At 65.4% G+C, this 21,649-nt stretch carries 18 protein-coding genes, 1 tRNA gene and 1 riboswitch; of the genes, 4 read left to right on the forward strand and 15 right to left on the reverse strand.

The window, feature by feature from the left end; translation table 11 throughout:
- Window position 1: 1 nt before the first annotated feature.
- On the reverse strand, window positions 2-1,084 hold the full coding sequence (locus tag BRX37_RS07360) for an acyltransferase family protein (protein WP_125986077.1): 1,083 nt from the start codon (window positions 1,082-1,084) through the stop codon (window positions 2-4).
- 237 nt (window positions 1,085-1,321) lie between these two features.
- Here BRX37_RS07360 and BRX37_RS07365 point away from each other — a divergent pair, with 237 nt between their 5' ends.
- The gene (locus tag BRX37_RS07365) at window positions 1,322-2,986 is read left to right on the forward strand and encodes an ATP-binding protein (RefSeq protein WP_125986078.1); all 1,665 of its coding nucleotides are present in this window, start codon (window positions 1,322-1,324) and stop codon (window positions 2,984-2,986) included.
- A 14-nt stretch (window positions 2,987-3,000) separates the two neighbouring features.
- Here the strand turns inward: BRX37_RS07365 and BRX37_RS07370 are convergent, their stop codons facing one another.
- The 8 genes from BRX37_RS07370 to BRX37_RS07405 form a co-directional block, all read right to left on the reverse strand.
- Window positions 3,001-4,452 carry an MATE family efflux transporter gene (locus BRX37_RS07370; protein ID WP_099231838.1) on the reverse strand — a complete coding sequence of 484 codons (1,452 nt, stop codon included), beginning with the start codon at window positions 4,450-4,452 and terminating at the stop codon, window positions 3,001-3,003.
- 44 nt (window positions 4,453-4,496) lie between these two features.
- The gene (locus tag BRX37_RS07375) at window positions 4,497-7,196 is read right to left on the reverse strand and encodes a valine--tRNA ligase (RefSeq protein ID WP_125986079.1); all 2,700 of its coding nucleotides are present in this window, start codon (window positions 7,194-7,196) and stop codon (window positions 4,497-4,499) included.
- 47 nt (window positions 7,197-7,243) lie between these two features.
- Complete coding sequence (locus BRX37_RS07380; protein ID WP_125986080.1) at window positions 7,244-7,840, reverse strand: ATPase; 597 nt, start codon at window positions 7,838-7,840, stop codon at window positions 7,244-7,246.
- Window positions 7,837-8,052, reverse strand: a complete 216-nt coding sequence (locus BRX37_RS07385) for a hypothetical protein (RefSeq protein ID WP_004210716.1) — start codon at window positions 8,050-8,052, stop codon at window positions 7,837-7,839. The genes BRX37_RS07380 and BRX37_RS07385 overlap by 4 nt, the downstream gene beginning before the upstream one ends.
- A gap of 38 nt (window positions 8,053-8,090) precedes the next feature.
- A complete protein-coding gene (locus BRX37_RS07390) occupies window positions 8,091-10,151 on the reverse strand; it encodes an alpha/beta hydrolase family protein (protein ID WP_125986081.1) in 2,061 nt (686 codons plus the stop codon).
- Window positions 10,152-10,292: 141 nt separating this feature from the next.
- Complete coding sequence (locus BRX37_RS07395) at window positions 10,293-10,781, reverse strand: DUF2497 domain-containing protein (protein ID WP_004210714.1); 489 nt, start codon at window positions 10,779-10,781, stop codon at window positions 10,293-10,295.
- A gap of 69 nt (window positions 10,782-10,850) precedes the next feature.
- On the reverse strand, window positions 10,851-12,293 hold the full coding sequence (locus tag BRX37_RS07400; protein ID WP_063976333.1) for a TolC family outer membrane protein: 1,443 nt from the start codon (window positions 12,291-12,293) through the stop codon (window positions 10,851-10,853).
- A 10-nt stretch (window positions 12,294-12,303) separates the two neighbouring features.
- The gene (locus BRX37_RS07405; protein WP_004210712.1) at window positions 12,304-12,936 is read right to left on the reverse strand and encodes a protein-L-isoaspartate O-methyltransferase family protein; all 633 of its coding nucleotides are present in this window, start codon (window positions 12,934-12,936) and stop codon (window positions 12,304-12,306) included.
- Window positions 12,937-13,126: 190 nt separating this feature from the next.
- Here BRX37_RS07405 and BRX37_RS07410 point away from each other — a divergent pair.
- Window positions 13,127-13,200: transfer RNA gene (locus BRX37_RS07410), tRNA-Cys, on the forward strand.
- 47 nt (window positions 13,201-13,247) lie between these two features.
- Here the strand turns inward: BRX37_RS07410 and pnuC are convergent.
- Genes pnuC through BRX37_RS07425 form a run of 3 tightly spaced genes read right to left on the reverse strand, consistent with a single transcriptional unit; the run spans window position 13,248 to window position 17,253 of the window.
- On the reverse strand, window positions 13,248-13,814 hold the full coding sequence (gene pnuC / locus BRX37_RS07415) for a nicotinamide riboside transporter PnuC (RefSeq protein WP_125986082.1): 567 nt from the start codon (window positions 13,812-13,814) through the stop codon (window positions 13,248-13,250).
- Complete coding sequence (locus BRX37_RS07420) at window positions 13,814-14,956, reverse strand: phosphotransferase enzyme family protein (protein WP_125986083.1); 1,143 nt, start codon at window positions 14,954-14,956, stop codon at window positions 13,814-13,816. The genes pnuC and BRX37_RS07420 overlap by 1 nt, the downstream gene beginning before the upstream one ends.
- A gap of 2 nt (window positions 14,957-14,958) precedes the next feature.
- Window positions 14,959-17,253, reverse strand: coding sequence for a TonB-dependent receptor (locus tag BRX37_RS07425; RefSeq protein ID WP_125986084.1), 2,295 nt, complete (start codon window positions 17,251-17,253; stop codon window positions 14,959-14,961).
- A gap of 29 nt (window positions 17,254-17,282) precedes the next feature.
- A riboswitch (TPP riboswitch) is annotated at window positions 17,283-17,392 on the reverse strand.
- Window positions 17,393-17,475: 83 nt separating this feature from the next.
- Here BRX37_RS07425 and BRX37_RS07430 point away from each other — a divergent pair.
- On the forward strand, window positions 17,476-18,150 hold the full coding sequence (locus tag BRX37_RS07430) for a glutathione S-transferase family protein (RefSeq protein WP_083575487.1): 675 nt from the start codon (window positions 17,476-17,478) through the stop codon (window positions 18,148-18,150).
- Window positions 18,151-18,154: 4 nt separating this feature from the next.
- Window positions 18,155-18,793 (forward strand): hypothetical protein, encoded by a 639-nt coding sequence (locus BRX37_RS07435; RefSeq protein ID WP_125986085.1) that lies wholly within the window; start codon window positions 18,155-18,157, stop codon window positions 18,791-18,793.
- 281 nt (window positions 18,794-19,074) lie between these two features.
- Here the strand turns inward: BRX37_RS07435 and ndk are convergent, their stop codons facing one another.
- From ndk to BRX37_RS07450, 3 genes are all read right to left on the reverse strand, one after another.
- Complete coding sequence (gene ndk, locus BRX37_RS07440; protein ID WP_004210674.1) at window positions 19,075-19,497, reverse strand: nucleoside-diphosphate kinase; 423 nt, start codon at window positions 19,495-19,497, stop codon at window positions 19,075-19,077.
- Window positions 19,498-19,610: 113 nt separating this feature from the next.
- On the reverse strand, window positions 19,611-20,048 hold the full coding sequence (locus tag BRX37_RS07445) for a DNA polymerase III subunit chi (protein WP_125986086.1): 438 nt from the start codon (window positions 20,046-20,048) through the stop codon (window positions 19,611-19,613).
- A gap of 5 nt (window positions 20,049-20,053) precedes the next feature.
- Complete coding sequence (locus BRX37_RS07450) at window positions 20,054-21,499, reverse strand: leucyl aminopeptidase (protein WP_125986087.1); 1,446 nt, start codon at window positions 21,497-21,499, stop codon at window positions 20,054-20,056.
- Window positions 21,500-21,649: the final 150 nt, after the last annotated feature.

Below are 21,649 nucleotides of genomic sequence, written 5' to 3' on the forward strand. Positions count from 1 at the left end.
CTCAGGTGGCGGCCAGCCGGCCGCCACTCATCAGCCCGGCCATGGTCGGCGACAGGCGCTGCATCAGGTTGCCGATCAGGATCACCACCGCCAGCACCAGGAAGGGCTGAGCGATCAGATAGAGCGGATAGAGCGGCGATCCGAGCGGACCAAACAATTGCCCCAGTAGCGGCCCGCCCAGCCAGATCAGGATCAGATGGGCGCAGAAGAGGAAGAAGGCATAGGGCTCGACCCGCATCAGCAGGCCCCGCGCCGGGCTTTCCGCCAGTGCCCAGGCCAAGCGCCAGAAGCAGAGCGATGCGGCCATGCGCACCGCCATGTCGAGGCACGCCAGGGCCAGCGGCGCCAGCCCCGCCCCGCCCTTGAGCGAGACATAGAGCTGGGCGCCCATCAGCAGGCCAAAGGGCAATGAAGCTGCCAGCATCGGCACCGCCGCGGCCCGGTCCGCCCAGCCCTCGCGCCGGGCCAATATGCCGATGGTGAAGAAGAAGAGGATCGACGGACGCATCAGCACCGGCGGCCCGAGCCCCGCAATCTGGCATGACAGCGCCGCCAGCGCGACCGCCATCAGCATCCAGTTGGGCAACCGCACCAGCAAGGGCGCGGCCACCATGCACAGGAACAGGTCGCGCAGGAACGGCATCTGGACATTGATGTCCGGATTGCGGTTGATGATGAACAATTCCTCGGCGATCCAGCCGCCCGACTGCGGTACCGGCGCCGACAGGCCCAGCAGCCAGGCCGCGCCCGACACGAGCAGGATCGCCACCGCATTCCACAACAGCATCGGCAGCAGGATCGTCCGCGCCTTGCGCCCGACATGATCGAGCCAGTTGCGCGTGCGCGCCGACCCGCCGACCAGCCAGCCGGAGATCAGGCCCAGCAGCGGCACCGCGCTACGGCCGAAAATCTCCATCAGCACCCAGCGCAACCCTTCCTGCGGGGAGCCACGCAGCAATTCCAGATCCTGGCCGTTCCGTCCGGTCCAGGCATGGACATAGACGACACCCAGAATGCAGATCACACGCGCAATCGCGATCGCGTCGGAACGGCGCGTCGCATTGGCCAAGACGATATCGGGCAAGCAAAAATCCTGATTGTGGCAGGTTTCCAATGCCCGAAACCGGCTCCTGTTCCCCGTCCCCCGCGACGGAGCGAGCCGGAAGCGGGATCATGGGACGCATCAGCGCGGATTTCCGCTCTCCATGGGCCGCTCCGCAAAGGGCATTTCGGCCCGTGGGTAATCCAATATTTACCTCCCCCCGATAGCAATCTGGTCGATTGCCGGACGCGTGCCGGCTGCGGGGGACAATAGAGGCTCATGACCCAGATGCCGGGCGCACATCAATTTTCGCACGACACGGGCGCTGCCGCATCGTCTGCCGGCCTGCACCAGGCGCTGGGCATGGTGTTCCAGATCGCCGGGTCGAGTTCCAAGATCCTGGTCGATCCCAACAGCCTCGCGGCGCTGGCCCATGATCCCGACACCTGCCTCGCCATGGCCGGCCAGGTCGGCAGCCAGGTGAAGATGCGTGTCGGCGAACGCTGGCTGATTGCCAATATCCGGTCGCTGATGCTCGACCGGCGCGATGGCGGGGCGATCATCGCCGATATCGATTTTCTGGGCGAAGGCGATGAGGAAAAGCTGACCGGCCGCATCTACGGCTTCCGGCGCGGCGTCACCCGCTATCCCACGCCCGGCACCGACATCTATCCGGTGTCCAGCTATGACATGCAGCAAATCTATGCCGCCGACGACCGGCCGCATGTCCAGATCGGTACTGTCTATCCCACGATGGACACGCGCGCCGCGCTCTATGTCGATTCGATGCTGGGCAAGCATTTTGCGCTGCTCGGCTCCACCGGCACCGGCAAGTCGACCAGCGCGGCGCTGATCCTGCACCGCATCTGCGACCTGTCGCCCCAGGGCCATATCGTCATGATCGACCCGCATGGCGAATATGGCGCGGCCTTCCAGCAGAATGGCGCAGTGTTCGACGTGAACAATCTCGCCCTGCCCTATTGGCTGATGAATTTCGAGGAACATTGCGAGGTGTTCGTCACCTCCGAAGGCGCAGAGCGCACCCAGGATTGCGACATCCTGGCCAAATGCCTGCTCGCCGCGCGGATGAAGAACCGTCTGGCCGAAAGCATCGGCCGCCTGACCGTGGATTCGCCCGTCCCCTATCTCCTGTCCGATCTCACCGCGATCCTGCAGAACGAGATGGGCAAGCTCGACAAAGGCACCGGATCGCTTCCCTATTTGCGCCTCAAGTCCAAGGTCGACGAGATCAAGGGCGACCCGCGCTATTCCTTCATGTTCTCCGGCATGCTGGTGGCCGATTCGATGCAGGCTTTCCTGGCCAAGGTCTTCCGCCTGCCCTCGGGCGGCAAGCCGATCTCGATCATCGACGTGTCCTCCATGCCCTCGGACATCACCTCGGTGGTGGTCTCGGTGCTGTCCCGGCTGGTGTTCGACTATGCGCTATGGGCACGCGACGAACCGCAACGGCCGATCCTGCTCGTTTGCGAGGAAGCCCATCGCTACATTCCCGCCAGCACCGCCGGCGGCGGCCAGGCGGTGCGCCGCATCCTGGAGCGGATCGCCAAGGAAGGCCGTAAATATGGCGTGTCGCTGGGCCTTATCACCCAGCGTCCGTCGGATCTGGCCGAGGGCGTGCTGTCGCAGTGCGGCACCATCATCTCGATGCGCCTCAACAACGACCGCGACCAGGCCTTCGTGAAGGCGGCGATGCCCGAAGGTGCGCGCGGCTTCCTCGATTCGATCCCAGCCCTGCGCAACCGCGAGGCCATCATCTGCGGCGAAGGTGTCGCCGTGCCGATCCGCGTCGCGCTCGACAATCTGGAAGAAGCGCGGCGCCCGGCTTCCGGCGATCCCAGCTTCACCCAGCTCTGGCGCCAGGCCGGCGGCGAGGACGACATCCTCACCCGCACCATCACCCGCTGGCGCAACCAGGGCCGCTGATCGGCGTATCGGCCTCAGCCGGTCGGCGCAATCCGGCCGGCCGGCTCGGTCTCGCTATGCACCGCCTCGCGGCATTCCTCTTCGTGCATCGGCACCATCAGCTTGGCCTTGCGCCAGCCGCCCTGCCAATAGACCAGAGCCGCGAGCGTCAGTGATACCGCCGATCCCACCGGGAAGCTCAGCCACAGCGCATCCGCGCCGATCCGGGGATAGGCGAGATAATAGAAGCCCAGCCGCACCGCGAAGAGGGTGAAGACCAGGATCAGCAGCGGCGCCACCACCACGCCATTGGCGCGCATCACCCCGAACAGGATCATGGTGCAGCCGAACAGCATGAAGCTCCAACTTGCGAGCAACTGCATGTTCCAGGCCGCATCGATCACCGCCTGGTTATGGCTCAGGAACAGCGCCAGCAGCGCTTCATGGAAGATCAGGATGACGACCACCATCGCGCCGGTGATCGCCAGCAGATAGGATATGCCATAGCCGGTGATCCGGCTGATCCGGTCCCACCGACCCGCGCCGATATTCTGCGCCGCCATGGCGCTGACCGCCGCGCCCATCGCCATCGCCGGCATCTGCAGATAGGTCCAGATCTGCTGCGCCGCGCCATAGGCGGCGGTCACCAGAAACCCCTCGCGATTGACCAGGCCGATCATCACCAGGCCGGACGTCGACATGACGATCATCTGCAGGCCCATCGGCAGGCCCTTGGTCGACAACACCCGCATCTCGTCCATCGCGGGCTTGAGATAGCCAAGCTCCGCGCCGCGAAGCCGCAACGGCAGATCCTTGGCATAGGTATAGATGACGAGCGCGATCAGGCTGACGAAGCCGGCCGCCGCCGTTGCCGCTGCCGAACCGCCAATGCCCATGGCCGGGATCGGCCCCAGCCCCAGGATCAGCACCGGATTGAGCACCAGGTCGATCGCCACCGACAGGATCATGAAGATCAGCGGCGTGCGCGCGTCGCCGGTGCCGCGCAGCCCCATCATCATCATGACGCTCAGCAACGAGGCCGGCATCGCGACGAAGATGACGCGCAAATAGGTCAGCGCCATATCAAATGCTTCGGGCGGGGTCGCCAGCAGATGGAGCAGCGCCGGCCCACCGAACCAGCCCGCCACCGCCACGCCCATGGCCAGCAGGAAGCAGAAGCCGACCGCCGAACCAAACGCCCGCCGCGCCGCGTCCATGTCGCGCGCGCCGACCGCCTGCGCGATCATCACCGTCGACGCCATGCCGAAGCCGAACACGACGGAGAACATCAGGAACATGATGATATTGGCGTTCGCCGTCGCGGCGAGCGCCTGCGGCCCCAGGAAGCGTCCGACCCAGATCGCGTTGATCGATCCGTTCAGCGACTGGAGGATATTGGACGCCAGCGTCGGGATGGCGAATGTCAGCAAGGTGGAGGCGATCGGCCCCTGTGTCAGGTCCCGCGCCCCTTGTGCCCCTGCTGCCATTCGCCCTTACCCCTTATCCCCGATTGCGGCGCAGGCTAGGCGGCTCAGCCCAGCCGGTCCAGTGCCGCCTTCAGCCTTTCCGCCTCGGCGGTCTTTTCGGCATGGTCCTCGCGCGCCTTGGCCACGGCCTCGGGCTTGGCCTTCTCGACAAAGGCCGGGTTGGACAGGCGACCGCCCAGCGAATCCCGTTCCTTGGCCGCCGCTGCCAGCGCCTTTTCGAGGCGGGTCTTTTCCGCCGCAATGTCGATCACGCCTTCCAGCGGCAGGATGAAGGTCGCCTCGTCGACGACGATCTGCGCCGCGCCGCCGGCGACATCCTCGCCAAAGGCCAGACTCTCGATCCGGCCCAGACGCGCCAGCGCCGCGCCTTGGCGATCCAGGCGGCCACGGGTTGCGTCCGCCGCATCGCGCACGACCATGCGCAGCTTGGCGCCCGGCGGCACGTTGAGTTCGGTCCGCGCGGTGCGGATCGCGCTCACCAGACGGATCAGCCAGTCGATCTCGCCCTGCGCGTCGGTGTCGACCTCATAGAGGGCGACCGGCCACTCGGCCACGATCAGTTCCTGCGCGCGCTCGCCGGTCAGCTGCCACAGCTCTTCGGTGATGAAGGGCATGAAGGGGTGCAGCATGACCAGAATCTGGTCGAACGCCCAGCCAGCGACCGCCTTCGTCTCCTCATCCATCGAACCCTTGGTGAGTTCGATATACCAGTCACAGAACTGGTCCCAGACGAAGTGATAGATGGCGTTGGCGCCCGCGTCGAAGCGCAGTTCGGCCATGGCGGTGTCGATCGCCTGCACCGTCGCCACCGTTTCGGCGATGATCCAGCGGTTGACCGGCAGCGTCGCATGCGGCGCTTCGCGGCTGGTCGAGGCGGTGACGCCATTGGCCTGCAGGAAGCGCGCCGCGTTCCACAGCTTGGTCGCGAAGTTGCGATAACCCTCGACCCGCTTCTCATCCATCTTCACGTCGCGGCCCTGGCTTTCCATCGCCGCCATGAAGAAGCGCAGCGCATCCGCGCCGAACTTGTCGATCAGGCCCAGCGGATCGACCACATTGCCTTTGGACTTGGACATTTTCTGGCCGTCGGCGGCGCGCACCAGACCATGGAGATAGAGCTTCTTCCACGGCACATCGCCCATGAATTCCATGCCCTGCATCGCCATGCGCGCATCCCAGAAGAACAGGATGTCGAAGCCAGAGATCAGCAGGTCATTGGGATAATGGCGGCTGAGCGTCTCGCTCTGTTCCGGCCAGCCCAGCGTGCCGAACGGCCACAAGGCGGACGAGAACCAGGTGTCGAGGACATCGGGATCGCGGACCAGCCTCTTGTTGCCGGCCTGCGACTGCGCCTCTTCCTCGGTTTCGGCGACATAGGCATTGCCTTCGTCATCGAACCAGGCCGGGATCTGGTGGCCCCACCAGAGCTGGCGCGACACGCACCAGGGCTGGATATTCTCCATCCAGTTGAAGAAGGTCTTTTCCCAGCTCTTGGGGACGATTTCGATCCGGCCGTCGCGCACTGCCTGCATCGGCGCCACCGCCAGCTTGCCGGCGTCGACATACCATTGATCGGTCAGCCAGGGCTCGATCACCACGCCAGAACGGTCGCCATAGGGGGTCTGGATCGTGCGCGGCTCGAAATCGGCGGCGACCTCCTCACCTTCCTTGTTCTTCGTGACATGCGGCACCAGCAGGCCCAGCGCCTTCATCTCGGCGACGACGATCTCGCGCGCGCCGTCCACGCCGTCCTTCTTGAAGCGGTGCAGCCCCAGGAAGCGATCGGGGATCAGGCCGTCGGCGGTCTGCACGACATTGGCGTCAGCATCGAACATGTTGAGCATGTCCGCGGCCTTCATGCCCGCGCGCTTGCCGACCTCGAAATCGTTGAAGTCATGGCCCGGCGTGATCTTGACCGCGCCCGAACCCAGTTCCGGATCGGCATGTTCGTCGGCAACGATCTTGAAACGGCGGCCGGTGATCGGCTGGAGAATCTCCTTGCCGATAACCGCCTGATAGCGGGCATCCTCGGGATGCACGGCGATCGCCATGTCAGCCAGCATGGTTTCCGGGCGGGTGGTGGCGACGACGATATGGTCGCTGCCATCGGCCAGGGTCACGCCGTCGGCCAGCGGATAGCGGAAGCGCCAGAAGCCGCCTTGCGTTTCCTTGGTCTCGACCTCCAGGTCGGAAATGGCCGAGCGGAAATGCGGGTCCCAGTTGACCAGACGCTTGTCGCGATAGAGCAGGCCGCGCTGGTGCAGTTCCACGAACACCTTGATGACGGCCTTGGAAAAGCCCTCGTCCATGGTGAAGCGTTCATTGGCCCAGTCCATCGAACAGCCCAGGCGGCGCAGCTGGCTGGTGATCGCGCCGCCGCTTTCCGCCTTCCATTCCCACACCTTGGCGACGAAATCGTCGCGGCTGAAATCGGTGCGCTTCTGCCCGGCCGCGTTCAGCTGCCGCTCGACCACCATCTGGGTCGCGATGCCGGCATGGTCGGTGCCGACTACCCACAAAGCATCCTTGCCGCGCAGCCGCTCATAGCGCACGACGATGTCCTGCAGCGTATTGTCGAGCGCATGGCCGACATGCAGGCTGCCGGTCACGTTCGGCGGCGGATTGACGATGGTGAAGGGTTCCGCGCCCGGACGGTCCGGACGGAACAGGCCATTGGCCTCCCAATGCTGGTACCAGCGGGTCTCGATGGCGGCGGGGTCAAAGGTTTTGGGCAGTTCGGTCATGATCGCGCTTTAACGCCTGCCGCACGACACGCAAGGCATGGCGCGCGTCAGATCAGGCTATCCATGACTTCGGACGGCAGGCCAGCGCGGATCGTGATGCTACCATCCCCCTTTCGGGCGACCAGTTGCGGTTCGCTCAGGCTATTGTCGAACACCCAGGCCCGATCCGCCTGGTCGAAGAACCAGCGCAGTTGCGCAAAGGATCTTATGCGCCGCGCCGCCACCTTGTCGGCCGGCACATCATGCCCGCCCTTCGCCACGCGATAGGCGATCCGCTCCAGCTGGCGCTCCACCGAATCCAGATAGACATAGATCAGCCGTATCTCGAAGCCGCGCGCCCGCGCCTTCTCCACCAATCGCCGATATTTGGGACTGGACAGCACGGTCTCCACGCCGATGGTCTGATGCACGTCGATCGACGCATCCAGCCAGGCCTCGATCCGCTGCACGGCCGCCAGATTGGCGGCGTCCTGCGCCAGCCCCTCACTTTCCCGCAACCGGGCGGTCAGCAGGTCGGGATTGATGATCCAGACCGAACCATCAAATTCGGCCACGTCGCTGCGACCATAGGCCGAGCTTTTGCCACAGCCATTGGGGCCCGCGACGATCCACAGGCGCGGCCGCGCATGGCCCTTGCCGATCAAATCTTGTCCCTGATCGCCTTATTCTCTTCCCGCGCCTTGCGAACGCTGGCGCGGAAGGAGGCGAGGAATTCGGCCTCGAACTGCGGGCTGTCGGCATCGACCACCCGCAGCTTCACGGCCTTGCCGTCCTTGTGGACGGTCCGGTATCTGGGCTTGCCCGGCTTGCCGAGGTCGATGGGACCATCGACGATATCGACCTTCATCTTTGCCATGGGGCCAATATAGCAGGCCGGGCCAGGCCCTTAAAGGCTCATTTCCCCTTGGTCGCGCCGGTCCACTGGTCCAGCCAGCCCAGCGCCTCATCATACCATTGCAGCGAGTTCTTGGGCTTCAGCACCCAGTGATTCTCGTCCGGGAAGACGACCAGGCGCGACGGGATCTCGCGCCGCTGCAACGCGGTGAAGGCAGCCAGCCCCTGGGTGTAGGGAATGCGGAAATCCTTCTCGCCGGTCACGACCAGCATCGGCGTCTTCCACTGGGCGACATGATTGACCGGGTTCCATTTCTCGAACTCTTCGGGCTTCTCATAATAGGGGCCGCCATGCTCCCATTCGTCGAACCACAGTTCCTCGGTCTCATAAGCCATGGCGCGGGCGTCGAACACGCCGTCATGCTGGACGATGCACTTGAAGCCGTCGGCCCACTGTCCTTCGATCCAGTTCATCATATAGCCGCCATAGCTGGCGCCGAGCGCGCAAGCGTTCTTGGCATCGACATTGGCATCCTTCGCCGCAGCGGCCGCGAGGCCCAGCTTCAGATCTTCCAGCGGCTTGCCACCCCAGTCCTTGTTGATCGCATCGGTGAAGGCCTGGCCATAACCGGTCGAACCATGGAAATCGACGATCACCGCAGCATAGCCATGGGCGGCGAACGCCTTGGGGTTCCAGCGATAGGACCAGCTGTCGTTGAAGCTGCCCTGCGGCCCACCATGCACCAGGAAGGCGACCGGCAGCTTGCCCTTGGCAGCCATGGGCTTGACGATCTGTCCCCAGACCGTGTCGCCATTGGCACCCTTGAAGCTGAAGCGCTGGACCGACACGTCATCCACCCCGGCCAGCTTTTGCGCGTTGACATTCGTCAGGCGCACCGGCTTGCCTTTCGCCGGCATCTTCCAGAAATCGGCCGGCGACTGGATGCTGTCCAGCGCATAGACGAAACCGCCATCGGGCAGCGGCACGACGCTACCGGCATGGCCCTTTTCGGTGAGGCGCGTCACCTTGCCCGATGCGGCATCGACCCGGAACACCGGATTGTCGAGCACGTCATTGGCGGTGACCAGCAGCCCCTTGCCATTGGCTTCCCAGGCGATCGAGCCGATCGAGCGATCCCAGCCCTGCGTCAGCGCGCGCGTCTCGCCGGTGGCGATGTTGCGCAGCATCAGGACCAGCCGATCAGCCTCATAACCGGGCCGCTTCATCGCGGCATAGGCCAGCCACTTGCCATCGGACGACACCACGGGCATCGTGTCGGTCGCATCATTGGCGTCGGTCAGGTTGACCGGCTTGGCGCTGCCGTCGGCCGGCACGCTGAAGATGTCGAGGTTGGTCGACAGCGGCTCGATCCGCCCGGCCTCGCGCAGGGTGAAGAACAGCGTCTTGCCATCCGCGCTCCAGGCCAGTTCCTCCGCTCCGCCGAACGGCTTGGACGGGCTGTCGCCGACCAGACCGCCCATCACCGACACCGCCTTGCCGCCCGCGACCGGCATGACGAAAATCTGCGAACGCTGGCCGTCGCTCCACGTATCCCAGTGGCGCACGAACAGCTGGTCATAGACCCGGCCACTGCCCGCGCTCGGCGGAGTCGGCGCCTTCACATCGTCGATCGTGCGCGCACCGACCGGCCGGTCGGCCCACAGCGCCACCTTGTCACCCTGGGGGTTCAGCAGGAAACCGGAAATGCCGCCGGGCGCCTTGCTGATCTGCACCGGCTGACCACCCGCGATCGGCGCGCGCCACAGCTGATCGTCGCCGCTGGCGTTGGAGACATAATAAAGCGCGCTGCCATCAGCCGAAAAGACCGGCGATGCCTCATTCTTGTCGGGCACCGACGCGATCAGCCGGGGCGCCTGCCCCGCCTTGTCGATCGCCAGCAGATACAGGTCGGTGCGGCCGCGATTATTGGCGAGATCCGTGCTGCGCAGTTGATAGGCCATCCACTTGCCGTCCGGCGACACCGTCGGCGACGACACCCGGTCCAGCGACACCATGTCATTGGGCGTGAAGGGACGGGCAGCCGCCGGCGCCACCAGCGCAGACGACAGCATCGGCGACAGGGCCAGTGCGCCAAGGCCGGCAAGCAGGATATGTTTCATGGAAAAATCACCCTCGGATCGAAAACACGGCGTGCCGGCGCATGCGATGCACGGCCGGGCGCGTCGATGAGATGATCCGTGGTCTAGGCGTGCCTTACGCCCCCGGCAAGAGGCCGGCGCGCGATCGCCGGCCTGTCGGCCTCAGCGGCCGGTGATGCGGGAGATTTCCTTGGCGACCATGTCCTCGACCAGCGCGGGCAGGCGCGCGTCGAGCCATTCCTTAAGCATCGGCCGCAGCATCGAGCGAACCAGAGCCTCCAGCGTATTGTCCTCGCCCTCGCGCGGGCTGACCAGCATGGTGGACAGGGCCGAGAGCGAATGACGCGCGGCCACTTCACTTTCCACCGACAGGATCGAGTCGCCGTCCGATTCGGACGGGGCCACGGCCTTCACGGCGCGGGTCGACTTGGGCGCGGGCATCACTTCCTCCACCGGAATCTCGTCGGTCAGTTCCAGCACTTCCTCGACCTCAGCCGACATCACCGCATGGGACGCGGCGCTCAGGTCGATCGGGGTCTTCTGGCGGCGCTGCGGCGCGGCCTGAACGGCGTCCTCGCCCTCTTCGGCGATGATCCGCTTGATGGACGAGAGTATCTCTTCCATCGAGGGTTCCTTGGTCATGTCACCCATGGATAATTCCCGTCCAAATTTCATTCCGCACCTATTCCGCCAAGATTACCTGTTCAGGTTAACAAGCGGTTAAGGCTGCGCGGCATCGACTTTGGCGTTTTGAGCCGGCGTGTCAACGGTACGTGTCGAAACCGCCTGGGGCTTGCCGTCATAGTCCCAGTCGAACCACTTGCCCTCGACCCGGTCATAATTGACCATCGGGTCATAGAGGGTGCCGCTTTCCAGGCCCAGATCGTCAGCCTCGGCATGGCCCATCGCGGCCAGCAGGGTGAAGCCGGCGACATAGGCATTGCGGCGCGCGGTCACCAGTTCGACCTTGGCGTTGAGCGATTCCTGCTCGGCATTGAGGATGTCGAGGATGGTGCGGCTGCCGACCGAGTTTTCCGCCCGCACACCTTCCAGCGACAGTTCGGCGGCATCGACCGCCTTCTGGCTCGACTGGATCGTGCGCAGCGACGCCTGCAACGCGGCATAGGCGGCACGCGCCTGCGAGATCACGCCGCGCTCGACCTCGATCTGCCGCTCGATCGCCTGCGACTCGAGCGCCTGGTTCTGGCGCACCTGTGCGGCCGGGCGACCGCCCTGGTAGAAGGGAATGGTCAGGGTCGCACCGACGGCCGCCTGCTTGTTGGCCGCAATGTCCTTGTCCATATAGTCGGTATAGCTGCCCTGGCTGAAACCGCTCAGGGTCGGCAGCGTGGCGCCCTTGGCCGCCTTCACGTCATAACGCGCCGCCTCACGCGACTTCTGCGCAGCCAGGATATCGGGATTATCGGCCAGCGCGACGCGCACGGCGCTGTCGGGATCGGCCGGCAGGCCCGGCAGAGCGGGCGGCGATTCCAGATCGACCGGCGCCTCGCCGACCATCGCGATATAATTTTCGCGGCTGGTGATCAGGTTGGATTCGGCGCGCTGCAGGTCGGAGCGGGCCAGTTCCAGACGCGATTCGGACTGGGCGACGTCGGTGCGAGTGACATCGCCGACCTCGAACCGGTCGTTGGTCGCCTGGAGATTGACCTCCAGCACCTTCACATTCGCGGCATTGAGCGACACCAGCGCGATATCGCGGATCACATCCATATAGGCGGCGACCGTCTGCGAGAACACGCTCGCCTCGGTCCCGCGCAGATTCGCCTGGCCCGATTCGACGCGCGTTTCCGCCGCCTTCACGCTGTTGCGCACGGTGCCGCCGGAATAGATGGGCACATCGATGCTGCCGCTGGCGCTGGCGGACCGATGCGGCGCCAGGAAGCTGTTCGACGGGCGGATGACCAGTTCCTGGAACTGGAGCTGCGAATTGGCCGTGGGCCGCCCCGCTGCCTTCTGGATCGGGACATTCTCGTCCGTCGCCCGCTGACCGGCGCGTGCGCCGGTCAGGGTCGGGTTGGTGCGATAGGCCTTGGCCAGCGCGCCCTGCAGGGTTTCGGCATGCGCCACCCCTGCCATGGAGGAGGATAGCAACAGCAAGGCTGTAGCGGCTTGGCGCCGAAGGGTCATACGCTTTGCTGTCATCTATCCTGTCTCAAAAAACGAACTGCTCCGGCGCGGCGAAACCGGGAAGCACGACCATTTCCATGTCGGTAAGGCTGGCGAGACCCAGCACGCCCGCCACCGCGCGGCCGCTGCACAGGCGAGCGACACCGCGTTCGACGACGCCCGTCACCACCCGTCCCCCATCGACTAGCTGCTGGACGAGCGCAGCGGGGACTTCCTCCACCGCGCCGTCAATGAAAAGAACATCATAGGGCGCACCGGCCGATGCGCCGGCGGCCAGCGGGCCGCGCACCACGGTCACGCCGGGCACTGCGATCTCCGCACCACCCTCGACCTCCACTGCCGTCACCTGCGCACCCAGCTCGGCGAGCAGCGCCGCGCTGTAACCGGTCGCGGCGCCGATCAGCAGCACCTTCTCGCCGGCCTGGACATCGGCTTCCTTGAGCAGACGGCCAGTGACCAGCGGCGGGTTCAGCGCACGGTCGCCGTCCAGCGGGATCGGGCGATCGACATAGGTCATGGCCCGACGCTCGGCGGGGACATAGTCCTCGCGCGGCACCTTCGCCATCACGGCGATCACGCGCTGATCGTCCACGGCGCTGGTGCGCAGCTGGCTCTCGACCATGGCGGTCCGCATCGAAGAAAAGTTCTGCTCGGTCACGATAGTTCCTCGCTTGGCACAACTGTATTGGCAATGCAATACACTTAGGGGATTACCGGACCTCTAAATCAGCATTTCCCCCGCGCCAAGCGGCTTTCCACGATGGAGAGCGAGATTCTTGGGATTGTTCGCCTTCCCGCGCTTGACTTTGCGATCAAAGGCGGACATTTGCCGCCTCCACCGCACGGAAGGCCCGATGGCGGAGTGGTGACGCAGAGGACTGCAAATCCTTGCACGCCGGTTCGATTCCGGCTCGGGCCTCCATTTTCCAGATAGATCCGATCCCTGCCGACTCAAGGCACCAGCCCTGCTCAGGCTGTGTTGCGACGCATCGCCTGCCGCCAACGCCAATAGCCCAATACTGCCAGTCCGATCATCGCGGCATAAAGGCCGGCCGTCAGCCACAATCCCTTGAACATGAACATGCCGACATAGAAAATGTCGACCGCGATCCACAGCAGCCAGCTCGCCGCATGGCGCCGCGCCGTCCAATATTGGGCGACCAGGCTGAAACTGCTCAGCGCCGAATCCATCCAGGGCAGCGCCGCATCGGTATAATGATGGGTGAACCAGCCGATCGCGCCGGCACAGAGTGCGCCCAGCGCCAGCCCCTTGGCGGCCCGCATCGGTGGCAGCGGCACCACCCTTACCTCGCCCTCGTCCCGCTTGCCCCGCGCCCAGCCGATCCAGCCATAGATGATGGCGATGCCGAACAGCCCCTGCAGCACCATGTCGGCATAGAGGCGCACGTCCAGGAACAGCTTGGCATACAGGGCGCAGGCCATCAGGTTGATCGGCCAGCACAGCAAATGCCGCCGCGCCGTCAGCCAGATGCCGAGGAAGCTGATGATGACAGCGACGATCTCCAGCATCGACATCAGGCCGCCACCCCCTCACGGAGTCGCGCCAGAAAGTCCTGCCCCTCGCCAGACAGGAACCAGTCGGCATGGCCCACCAGATAGGCTTGCCAGGCCAGCATGGCCCCTTCGCGATCGGCCAATATGCCGAAGAAATAGTCGATCTCGGTCAGGGCGAACTCGACATGGACCAGCGGCAGCAGGCGCAGCAGCGTATCGATCTCGCCAGGCCCCAGCGGCAGGACGCTGCGATAGCCCGCCAGCAAGGCCAGTGCCCCATCCATATCCGCCGGCTCAGCCAGTCGCCCCTGCTCCAGCGCCAGCCAGGGAATCGCCGTCCGTTCGATCGCGGTGGCCAGGTCATGCAGGGCGCAGCTGCGGGTCGACAGGCCGAAATCGAAGATGCTGCTGACCGCGCCTTCCGCCGACCAGAGCAGGTTGGAGGGGTGCCAGTCATTATGGGTCCAGAGCGCAGGCTGCTCTGCGAGCCGCGGCGCCAGCCCCTCCCCCAATGCCGCCAACAGCCGCGCCAGTTCCGACCGCCAGGGCATGTCCGCCAGGAAGGCCGCCACCGCCGGCCGCGCCGCGACATAGGCGTCCGCTGCGGCCAGTGGATCAACGGCAGGCAATATGGTGAAGCTCGACACCAGCGGATGCCGCCCGCGTGCCGGCGCGGCGAAACCGGCCGCCGCCCGATGCAGTTGCGCCAGCGCGACGCCGGCCGCAAAGGCGTGATCGGGCGACAGGAAGGGCGTCCAGGACTGGCGATCGCGATAGAGATCGATACCCGGCGCCTGGCGATGCAGTTCGTAACTCCATTCGCCCAGCGCCATCGCGCCGGCGCCATCGGCGGCGCGCAGCACATCGGGCACCGCCAGTCCGGCACCGCGCAGATGCGCCATATAGCCATGCTCCTCGGCCAGCGCCGCCGGCGTCCGCAAGCGCTGGTGATGCCGCTTCAGGAACAGCGGGCCGCGATCCGTCTCGACCAGCGCCGCCGCCGAAAAGGGGCGCGGCGAATGCCAGGCCAGCGCCGCCAGCCGGCCAGCGTCGGGAAAATGGGCCAGCACCGCCGCCGCCTCGTCCACCGTGATCGCCGGCCAGGCCGGCGCCTCCAGCGCCAGCCCCATGCCATGGACCAGATGCGGGGCGGCGGCGCTCATCGTCAGAAGGCGCGCGACAGCGTCGCCACCACGGCGCGCCCGCTGCCGACATGATAGGTCGGCGCCGAACCGGCGATCAGCGTGCCGTTGCGCCCGACCGTGTCCTGCGCGTTGGTGCTGATCGCATAGACGCCCGACAGGACGCGCGGATTGGTCACGTTGATCGCGTTGATGCGCAGGTCCATCACCTGCGCGTCGATCAGCCCGGCCAGATGCACGCCGACCGACAGGTCCAGCGTGGCATAGCCCTTGATGCTCTCGTCATTCATGAAGGTCGCATATTGGCGGCCGACATATTTGAGCGCGCTGCTGCCGAACAGCCGGCCATCATCATAGGTGCTGCCCAGCGCGAACTGGAAGCTGGGGGCCGATACCGCCCGCTTGCCCCTGGTCGGCAGATAATCGCCGTTGATCGCCAGATCGTCGTTCAGCCGCGTGTGCAGATATTCGGCCGAGGCATAGATGCTCATCCCCTTGGCCGGGCGATAGTCGATCTCGCCATCCAGGCCATAGCTGCTCTGGCTGCCGGCGTTGATGGTCGAATTGACCAGCGCGCCGCCGCTGTCGATCACCGTCGCCACCTGGCGGTTGCGGAAATGATAATGGAAACCGGTCAGCGAGAAGGACAGGCTGGGGCCGATATAGCGATAGCCCAGTTCCTGCGAGATCGAATATTCGTTCTTCAGGCCGTCGGTGCCCTGGCTCACCAGTTCTCCGCCATAATAGCTGTTGTAGAGCGCGAACTCGTTGGGCGTGCGGAAATTGGTGGTGATGTTGGCGAACAGCTGCTGCCGGTCGTCCAGCTGATAATGGATCGCCGCCCGCGGTAGCGCGGCAAAGCTGTCGATCCGCACCGTCGATTGCGGGCCGGGCAGATAATTGCGGCCGTTGCGCAGCAGGTTGACGCCCTTGAAACCAATGTCGATGCCCAGCTTGGGCGTCACCGCGATGCTGTCAGCCAGGAAGAAGCCCTTGGTGACCGTCTCCGTGCGCTGATTTTCATAGGCGAGCAGCCGCCCGTCGGCGGTGCGGATCGCCTTGTCCTGATAGCCCCACTGGTCGACCGGCCGGCCATCGGCATCGATCGACGTATAGGATTGCGTCACCCGGTCGGTGCCATAGTCGAACCAGAGGCCAGCCACGATCCGATGCGCGCCGGCCTGCAGCGTCAGCTTGCTGACGTCGCCGACGCGGAACTGCTTGCCGGTCCAGTTGCCCAGCACCGTTGCGACGCCATCGACCGCACCGGGCAGGTCGATCGGCTGGGTCAGTTCCTCGGTGCCCAGATAATTGCCGGTGGTGGCGAGCTGCGTGCCATAGGGCGAATTGCCATGCCCCATCTGCAGATAGGCGCTGCTGTCGAAGCTCAGCGTGTCACTCAGCTTCAGGTGGACGGGCGCCGCGACATAGAAATTGCGGAACGGCGCGCGATAGAGGCGCCAGTAGTTGGTGTTCCCCTCGCTATAGGTCTCGTCGAAATTATAGCCGCGGCCAGAGGCTTCCCAATCCGTCTTGCTGGGGCTGGGATAGGTCGATGTCTTGGCGTCGTTGAAGGAAAAGGCGATGCTCGCCCGGTTGCCATCGCCCCATTCGTTCAGCAGCTTGGCATCGATATGCTGGCGCTGATCATGGCCCGCCCCGCGCCAGTTGTCGGCACGGTTGTTGGAATAGGAAATGAAGGCCTTCAGCCCGGTCGATCCGATCCGTCCCGTGTCGATCCGCGCAAAGACGCGCCGCTCGTCATAGGAACCGACCGACAGGTTGACGAGGCCGCCCGCCTCCGCCCTGGGATCATCCAGCGTCAGCGACAACAGGCCACCGGCGGCCGCGACCACGGGCGAGTCAATGTCTGCCGCGCCCTGCGCCAGCATCACCTGCCGCACATTCTCCGCATCGGCAAATTGCGAGGGATAGGCATAATAATAGCCGATGTCGTTCTGCGGCGCGCCTTCCATCAATACGCCGATCTGGTCCTGGCCCAGGCCGCGCAGCGTCAGGCTGGAGGACGCCGACAGGCCATAGGGGTCGCTGGACGAGACATTGGCGCCGGGCAGCAGGTTGACCAGCTGGAACGCGTTGAGCGTCGGCGCCTGCTTGATGATGAAGTCGGTGGAGATCGCGCTGACCGCCTTGGGCGCGCTCTGGTCGGGCAACAGGCCTTCGGGGTCGGGATGGCCGACGACCTGAATATTGGTCGACTGGTCCAGCTCATCCTCCGCCATCGCGGGCGATGCAATCATCAACAGGGCCAGCGTCAGGCAGGCGCTTCCAACATGGGGTAATCGGGCAGTCTTCATCTCACGTCCACTCCACAGGAGGGACGACGGACCTGCCGCCTTGCCCTCCCTACGCCGGTATCAGCCGGATCAGGTTCAGCGGGTCGTGGTCTGCTGACCACCTCTCAGCCGCGCATGAGCGGCCCCCCGGGGATGGCCGCCCCTTAGGCGTTTCGACGCGAAGTGGAAAGCCCTCTCTATCGGCTCTCGACTTATCGAAGCCCGCCCGGCTAAGACATGCCCATGATGAAGCTGTTCATTGGCAACAAGGCCTATTCGAGCTGGTCGCTGCGCGGCTGGCTGGCGTGCAAGCTCTCCGGCCTTCCGTTCGAGGAAGTGGTGGTCCCCCTCTATGACGAGGAATGGGAAAAGCGTCGCGAGGGCGATGAGTTCGCCCCCTCCTCCGGCAAGGTGCCGATCCTGTGGGATGGCGACGACATCGTCGTGTGGGACAGCCTGGCCATCGTCGAATATCTCAATGAAAAGGCCGGAGGCGACCAGTTCTGGCCGACCGATCCGGGCGCCCGCGCCATGGCCCGCTCGATGGCGGCCGAAATGCACAGCAGCTTCGCTGCGCTCCGCCGCGAGCACAGCATGAACATCCGCCAGATCTATGATCCGGTCCCGCCGTCGGAGGCCGTCGCCCATGACATCAGCCGGATCATGCAGCTCTGGGCCCAGGCCCGCGCCCGCTATGGTGGCGAGGGCGACTTCCTGTTTGGCGAGTTCGGCGCCGTCGACCTGATGTTCGCGCCGGTCGTTACCCGCTTCATCACCTATCAGCTGCCGGTCGCCCGCTTTGCCGAAGCCTATATGCGCGCGATCATCGCCCATCCCTGGATGCAGGAATGGATCGGCGAGGCGCAGGCCGAGGAATGGGTGATCGACAAGTTCGAAGTCCCGCCACAGACGGCCTGATCCGATGAGCGACAGCCCCGAGGCCAAGCAGGAGACCCGCAAGGAGGAAGCCGCCCGTATCCGCCGACGCTGGATCACGCTTGGTGAGTTGCTGGCGGTGGCGGCGGTGCTGATCTCCGCCCTCACCCTCTATCTCAACTGGGCCGACAAGAAGGACGAACGCGCCAGCAAGGCCGCCGAAAGCAGCAAGGCCTCCGCCCGCGCCGCCCGGCTGGTGCTCAACGCTTCGGCCGATGGCGACAGCCGCCTGACGCTCAAGCCCGCCGATCCCGATCAACTGGTGCAGAGCCAGACCATCCATTTCCCCAGGGCGCTCGGCATCGCCCCGGTCGACACGACCGGCGAACCGCGGATCGAGGCCGGCTGGTTCGAGGATGCGCTGAAAAAGGCGCGCAATGCCGCCAAGCTGCCCGATGACAGCATCGGTGACGAGAAACTGCCGGTGACCATCGTCACCCAGTTCGTCGTCAATGGCGACACCCACAGCGATTCCGCCGTCTACGACATCGGCTATGGCATCGCCGGCAAATGGCTGTCCGGCCATAAGCTGACCCTGCGCGGCCTGTCCCTGGTCAGCCACGCCCAGGGCGCCGACGCCCAGTCCCAAATCGACGCCCGCTGGGCCCGCCAGACGAAAGGCTAGGCCCGCCCGGCCACGTTCAGGCAGGCCGCAAGCGACCAGAAGCGGACGTTCCCTACTCCCCTCCCTTCCAGGGAGGGGCCGGGGGTGGGTGCGCCGCGTAGCGGCGGCCTACGGTCGATAGGGCAGAAGCTCGCTACGCTCGCAACCCACCCCAACCCCTCCCTGGAAGGGAGGGGCTATGTCTTGTTCCCACTCAACTTTGTCATCCTGGCAACAAAAAAACCCGGCCGCTCCTTGGGGGAGCGCCGGGCCTTTTGCTCGTCCGTGGACGGGTGTCGGGTTTAGCCGACGATTTCTTCGGGCTTGAAGAAATAGGCGATCTCGATCGCGGCATTTTCTTCGCTGTCCGAACCATGGACCGAATTGGCTTCGATCGATTCGGCCAGTTCCTTGCGGATGGTGCCGGCGTCGGCATTGGCCGGGTTGGTGGCGCCCATGATGTCGCGGTTGCGGGTCACGGCGTTTTCGCCTTCCAGAACCTGGACGACGACCGGGCCCGAGATCATGAAGGCGACCAGGTCAGCAAAGAAGGGGCGTTCCTTGTGAACGGCATAGAAGCCTTCGGCCTGTTCGCGGCTCATGCGGATGCGCTTGGAAGCGACGACGCGCAGGCCGGCTTCTTCCAGCATCTTGGTGACGGCGCCGGTCAGGTTGCGACGGGTTGCGTCGGGCTTGATGATCGAAAAAGTGCGCGTGACGGCCATGGCCCTCATAACTCCGGATTGTTGGAATAAAGTTGCGCGCCCTTTAGACTGGGCCGGATCACTTCGCAAGAGGGGCGCGAGTGGGCTTGGTAGAAGTCCCTATTTCCGGGCGTTCACGGCCCCTGCACCCATTTGCGGCCTTCCTGCCGCCAGAAGCGCGGGGTCACGCCCTCACGCTTGCTGAGCGCCCGCCAGCTGGCCCGCGCCCCGTCGATCGTGTCCGCACCGAAGAAATAGGAGGCGCGATCGAAGCCCAGCGCCTCCTCGCGCCATACACCGTCCGCCAGCGCGATATGCCTGGCGCCATTGGCCGCGTCACAGCTCTGCGCCAACAGCACCGGCTGGGCGGCGTCCACCCCGTCGCCTGCCAGGCCATTGGCCAGGAAGCTTTCGGGTGGCCCCGCCCACAGGCCCGCCGATATGCGGGCCAGCCGCTCCGGCTCGTCGGCCACCACCAGCAGCCGCGCGCCCATGTCCAGGATGCGCGCCGCGATCGCGGGCAGCACCCCTTCCACGGGATCGCGGCTCAGCTGGTAGAAGTCGACCTGCACCGGCTTCAGCGCTCGAACTTGTCGGCCACCAACTGGTCGATCAGGCGCACGCCATAGCCGGTCGCGCCCTTGTCGGCGGTGGCGCCGGGCTTGTCCGACCAGACCATGCCGGCAATGTCGAGATGCGCCCACTTCACGCCTTCGTTGACGAAGCGCTTGATGAACTGGGCAGCGGTGATCGAGCCGGCGAAGCGCGGACCGATATTCTTCATGTCAGCGATCGGGCTGTCGATCAGCTTGTCATAGGCCTCCGACAGCGGGAAGCGCCACAGCTTCTCGCCACTGGTCTTGCCCGCTGCCAGCAGGTCGTCGGCCAGCGCATCGTCGTTGGCGAAGAGGCCGCCATGCTCGCTGCCCAGCGCGATCATCATCGCGCCGGTCAGGGTGGCGAGGTCGATCACCACTTCGGGTTCATAGGTCTTCTGCGCCCAGGTCACCGCGTCGCACAGCACCAGACGGCCTTCGGCGTCGGTGTTCAGCACCTCGATCGTCTGGCCCGACATCGACGTCACGATGTCGCCGGGGCGCTGCGCATTGGCGTCGGGCATATTCTCGACCAGGCCGCAGATGCCGACCACACGCGCCTTGGCCTTGCGACCGGCCAGCGCCTTCATGGCACCAGCGACGGCACCGGCGCCGCCCATGTCCCACTTCATGTCTTCCATGCCGGGGCCAGGCTTGAGCGAGATACCGCCGGTGTCGAAGGTCACGCCCTTGCCGATGAACACGACCGGCTTGTCGGCGGCGCCATCGGTGCCGTCCCATTCCATCGCCAGCAGCCGCGCTTCACGCGCCGACCCCTGCGCCACGCCCAGCAACGCGCCCATGCCCAGCTCCGTCATCGCCGCGCGGTCCAGCACGGTGATCTTGACGCCCAGCTCGGCCAGATGCTGGCAGCGCGCGACGAAGCTTTCGGGATAGAGGATGTTCGCCGGTTCCGACACCAGTTCGCGGGTGAAGGCAACGCCGGCGGCGACCGCCGACAGCTTGGCCCATTCGGCCTCGGCGCCGGTCGCGACGATCGTCACGGTCGCCAGCGTCGACTTGGCCTTTTCGGGCTGACGCGTGCGATAGGTATCGATCCGCCAGCTGCGCAGCAGCGCGCCCAGGCCCAGCCGGGCGGCATCCTCGCCACTGACGCCGGCCGGGAATTCGACCGCTGCGTGGGTCGCGCCGCTGGTCGACAGCTTGGCGGTCAGCGCGCCGCCAGCCCGCTCCAGGTCGGCCGCACTGCCATTGCCGATGCCCAGCAGCAGGACGCGCAGCACCGCGCCGCCCTCCTCGACGAAGCTCTCGACGCTGCCGCCTGCCTCACCGGCAAAGCGCGCGGCGGCGGCGCCGGCGACCAGCGTGGCCGATGCGGCGAGCGGCAGGCTGTCGACAGACCCCTTCGCCACGGCAAGGACCAACGTGTCGACCTGGGGGCGCGTGGGGCTGAATTGGATGTCCATCTGGGGGCCTTTTCTCTGGAATGCCGTGTCGTTCTTGTTTCAGCCAGATAGTGCGGCTTTGCCGCTCTGCAAAGCCATTCGGCGGATTTCCGCCGTCCCGAATGCGAGCAGCGATTGCGGCGCGGGCCAAGCAGTGCGATAGGCAGGGAC

The organism is Sphingomonas sp. S-NIH.Pt3_0716, from assembly GCF_003950715.1.
Classification (GTDB): domain Bacteria; phylum Pseudomonadota; class Alphaproteobacteria; order Sphingomonadales; family Sphingomonadaceae; genus Sphingobium; species Sphingobium yanoikuyae_A.